Genomic DNA, 3,215 nt, shown 5'->3' with positions numbered 1-3,215 from the left:
GTTTCATACGCCTGCGCCAAAGCGAGGGGTGAGCCACGTGTGCCAATTTTCAGGGGTGAATTCGGGGTCGGGAGTGTGATATTCGACATAGGCGTTCTCTTACATGTGTCAACTTAGATTGACAATCGGTCTGCTTCTGCCAGTTTGACATGAGAAAGGGACGCTTTGTCCAGTGCATAGGAACGACCAAATGACTCAGACTAAGAAACTCCTTCGCAGCCTTAACGGCGAAACCCAGTCGGTGCCACCGATTTGGATGATGCGCCAAGCGGGCCGCTATCTGCCAGAGTACCGCGCGACGCGGGCTGAGGCTGGGGATTTTCTGTCGCTTTGTTACAACTCTGAGTTGGCTGCTGAGGTGACGCTACAGCCGATCCGCCGTTATGGATTTGATGCCGCGATTTTGTTTGCAGATATCCTGTTGGTACCTGAGGCGCTGGGCGCGGATCTTTGGTTCGTGACCGGTGAAGGGCCCCGGTTGTCGACGATTCAGGCGGATGCGGACTTTGATCGAATCAAGCCGGCCGATGCGATTCATGACCACCTTGCGCCCATCTATGAAACGGTCAAAATCCTGCGTCGTGAACTGCCGGAAGAGACTACTTTGATCGGTTTTGCCGGTGCGCCTTGGACGGTTGCGACCTACATGATTGCGGGTCAAGGCACACCGGATCAGGCGCCTGCGCATAAGCTGATGATTGAAAACGTGGCCCTTTTTGACAAAATCATGGATCGTCTGACAGAAGCCACGATCACTTATTTGGACATGCAGATTCAGGCGGGTGCTGAGGTCGTTAAGATATTTGATAGCTGGGCTGGCAGCTTGAAGGGCGAAGCGTTTGAGAAGTACGCCGTGGCACCGACCAAGCGGATCATTGATGCGCTTAAGGTTAAGCATCCGAACACGCCAATCATCGCCTTCCCGCGTGAGGCGGGGGATGGCTATATTGGTTTCGCTGGAAAGACCGGCGCGGACTGTGTGGCGTTGGATAATTCGGTTACGCCAGAGTGGGGCGCTGCACACGTTCAGGTTGATGGCTGCGTCCAGGGCAACTTGGCGTCGCGTCACATGGTGACGGGCGGTCAGGACCTGATTGATGAGGTGCGCCATATCCGTGAGGCGTTCTCTAAGGGGCCGCATATCTTTAACCTTGGCCACGGCATTACGCCCGACGCGGACCCTGAAAATGTCACGCTTATGATCGAGACTTTGCGCGAGTCTGTACCTGCGTAATTTAACGTTTCAGAAATTGGTTTGCGCAAAACCTGCGTAAATGAGTGTTAATTTAGAGTTAATGACGCCCCGCCCGGTTGCCGGTGTGGGGCGTTTTTGTGCGATCTGGGGCCGAGTTCTGACAATAGAATTTGAGTTTTGTACAAAACTTGGGTGGCGTCTTGGGTTTGTGGCGACCTTGGTATGGGCAATCTGAATTTTTTGGCCGTCTTTCGTACAAATAAGAACCAATCTTAACGGCGCATTAACTGCTCTGACGGAGGTCGGGTGCGTGATTGTGTTTTTTTGGAAGGATCGCCCATGCGCCCCGGTTTTGAAAATCTGCCCCCTTATTTGGCATTGTCTGATGCGCGAGCGAAGTTAGGATTTTGGTTGGAGCGGGCGCGGCAGGAGGATGCGTGGCTGCCAATTATGAAGCATCGTCGGGTTGTGGGCGCGTTGATTGGGCCGCGTGATTTAGAGGTTTTGGATTTGGCGAGTAACAGTTCCGCAACCTATTCCGAGTATATGAGGTGGGAGCGGCGCGCGCGGATAGAGCAAGTGAACGAGGCATTGGAATTGAAGGCTCGGGCCAAGGTCCGGGAGGCTGCGGCGTTGCGCGGTGAGTAGGGATTCTAGGTTTTTGAGTAACGGTGCAGCCGTTGTTCAAGGGTGCCGCTGTGCAGCTCGAACAGGTGGTTGTTGTGGTCGTAAAAATAAATGGAGCGGCCTTCGCCGTCTACGCGGGGGCGTTCTTCTTTGATGTGTAGGCCGAGGGATTTGATGCGCGCGAGGCGGTCATCATAGTCATTAGGGCCCATTTTGAAGGCGACGTGGTTGTAGGTTTTTTCCGCCAGAGGGGCGCCACTCATGATGGCCACCCAGAGGCCGCCGATGTCATAAAAACGCTCTTGTGAGAGAGAGAACATTTTTTCGCCACTGCTGTAGATTTTTTTCGCATCAAGGACGGTTGTGAGCACGGCCTCCATTTTATCGAGATCGCGCACGATAAAGGTTAAATGACTTAGGCCTTCAATCATTTCTCAACCTTTGGTGGATACTGTGACGATGAAGGTTAGCGGGCGTTGCGCAGGCACGCTAGGTTTTGGATATGGATCGGCACCAACCCGCCCTTTATGGGGTTAGGTTGATGCCGGGATGCTAATGTATGGTTAGGTCCATTTCGCCTCTGGCGGGAGGGACATGAGGACGGCGTCCGCGTTGTGGCCTGTTTCAAGCCCGAATTTGGTGCCGCGATCGTAGACGAGATTGTATTCGGCGTAGAGGCCGCGGTGGATGAGTTGTTTTTCTTTGTCTGCCTCGGTCCAAGTTGCGTCGCGGTTTTTCTCGGTCACGCCAGTAAAAGCGGGGAGGAAGGCGCGGCCCACATCTTGGGTAAAGGCGAAGTCTTTGGCCCAATCGCCGGTGCAAAGGTCGTCGTAGAAGATACCACCCACGCCACGCGCGCGGCCACGGTGGGGCACGTAGAAATATTCGTCTGCCCATTCTTTGAAGCGTGGGTAGTAGGATGTGTCGTGTTTATCGCAATGATCTTTGAGGACGTTGTGGAAAAAGGCCGTGTCCTCAGCGACTTCGATGCAGGGGTTTAGGTCTGAGCCGCCTCCGAACCACCAGGCGTGTGGGGTCCAGAACATACGTGTGTTCATGTGGACAGCCGGGGTGTGGGGGTTGCGCATGTGAGCGACAAGGCTGATGCCGGACGCCCAAAAGCGGGGATCTTCGGCCATGCCGGGGATGTCTTTGCGGGCAGCCATTGCGGCGACGGCGCGGGGGGCGAGGGTGCCGTGAACCGCTGACCAATTGACGCCGACTTTTTCAAAGAGGCGGCCGCCGCGCATCACGCTCATGATGCCGCCGCCGCCATCTTCGGCGCGGGTGGTTTCGGTGACCTCAAACCGACCGGGGGGTAGGTCCGCGAAGGGGCCTGTGGTTTGGCTGTCTTCCAACGCCTCAAAGGCGGCCACGATTTGATCGCGCAGGG

The 3,215-nt window shown here is 55.4% G+C and carries 4 protein-coding genes; 2 read left to right on the top strand and 2 right to left on the bottom strand.

Annotated features, from left to right (window positions below):
• Nucleotides 1–190 precede the first annotated feature (190 nt).
• Nucleotides 191–1,234 carry a uroporphyrinogen decarboxylase gene (hemE, locus tag AC4GMC_RS17875; protein ID WP_487879036.1) on the top strand — a complete coding sequence of 348 codons (1,044 nt, stop codon included), beginning with the start codon at nucleotides 191–193 and terminating at the stop codon, nucleotides 1,232–1,234.
• Nucleotides 1,235–1,534: 300 nt separating this feature from the next.
• Nucleotides 1,535–1,843 carry a hypothetical protein gene (locus tag AC4GMC_RS17870; RefSeq protein ID WP_487879035.1) on the top strand — a complete coding sequence of 103 codons (309 nt, stop codon included), beginning with the start codon at nucleotides 1,535–1,537 and terminating at the stop codon, nucleotides 1,841–1,843.
• A 5-nt stretch (nucleotides 1,844–1,848) separates the two neighbouring features.
• Here the strand turns inward: AC4GMC_RS17870 and fosX are convergent, their stop codons facing one another.
• On the bottom strand, nucleotides 1,849–2,253 hold the full coding sequence (gene fosX, locus AC4GMC_RS17865; protein ID WP_487879034.1) for a FosX/FosE/FosI family fosfomycin resistance hydrolase: 405 nt from the start codon (nucleotides 2,251–2,253) through the stop codon (nucleotides 1,849–1,851).
• Nucleotides 2,254–2,385: 132 nt separating this feature from the next.
• Nucleotides 2,386–3,213, bottom strand: a complete 828-nt coding sequence (hemF, locus tag AC4GMC_RS17860) for an oxygen-dependent coproporphyrinogen oxidase (RefSeq protein ID WP_490391493.1) — start codon at nucleotides 3,211–3,213, stop codon at nucleotides 2,386–2,388.
• Between the last annotated feature and the right edge of the window lie 2 nt (nucleotides 3,214–3,215).

It is taken from the genome of Thalassobacter sp., assembly GCF_982993085.1.
The sequence above is the reverse complement of the archived record's forward strand: the minus strand, read 5'-3'. Positions and strand labels throughout refer to the sequence as shown.

What these genes read in the sequence shown, in the direction of transcription:
- hemE (WP_487879036.1), top strand. Translation starts at nt 191, where the DNA reads ATGACTCAGACTAAGAAACTCCTTCGCAGCCTTAACGGCGAAACCCAG.
- AC4GMC_RS17870 (WP_487879035.1), top strand. Translation starts at nt 1,535, where the DNA reads ATGCGCCCCGGTTTTGAAAATCTGCCCCCTTATTTGGCATTGTCTGAT.
- fosX (WP_487879034.1), bottom strand. Translation starts at nt 2,253, where the DNA reads ATGATTGAAGGCCTAAGTCATTTAACCTTTATCGTGCGCGATCTCGAT.